The organism is Pseudonocardia sp. N23 (assembly GCF_002583555.1).
Lineage (GTDB): Bacteria > Actinomycetota > Actinomycetes > Mycobacteriales > Pseudonocardiaceae > Pseudonocardia.
In genome coordinates this window covers 1-380 of record NZ_BEGX01000116.1, presented here as the reverse complement: position 1 = coordinate 380, position 380 = coordinate 1, and the positions used below count along the sequence as shown (strand labels likewise).

The 380-nt window shown below is 65.3% G+C and carries 1 protein-coding gene; it reads left to right on the top strand.

Annotation, left to right across the window (positions count from 1 at the left end):
• Positions 1 to 380, top strand: a 380-nt coding sequence (sodN, locus tag TOK_RS27605) for a superoxide dismutase, Ni (RefSeq protein WP_305775572.1), incomplete at both ends; no start/stop codon positions are given.

Here is a 380-nt window from a genome sequence, read left to right as displayed (position 1 = left end):
ATCTTCCGCCCGCAGCTCGAGGCCACCGCGCACTGCGACCTCCCCTGCGGCGTCTACGACCCCGCCCAGGCACGGATCGAGGCCGAGTCGGTCAAGGCGATCCAGGAGAAGTACCAGGGCAACGACGACGTCTCCTTCCGCGCCCGCGCCATCGAGATCAAGGAGCAGCGCTCCGACCTCGTCAAGCACCACCTGTGGGTGCTGTGGACCGACTACTTCAAGCCCCCGCACTTCGAGAAGTACCCCGAGCTCCACGAGCTGTTCAACAAGGCCACCAAGGCCGCCGGTGCCTCGGGCACCAAGGGCTCCAACGACCCCAAGACGGGCCAGGAGCTGCTCGACTACATCGCCCAGATCGACAAGATCTTCTGGGAGACCAA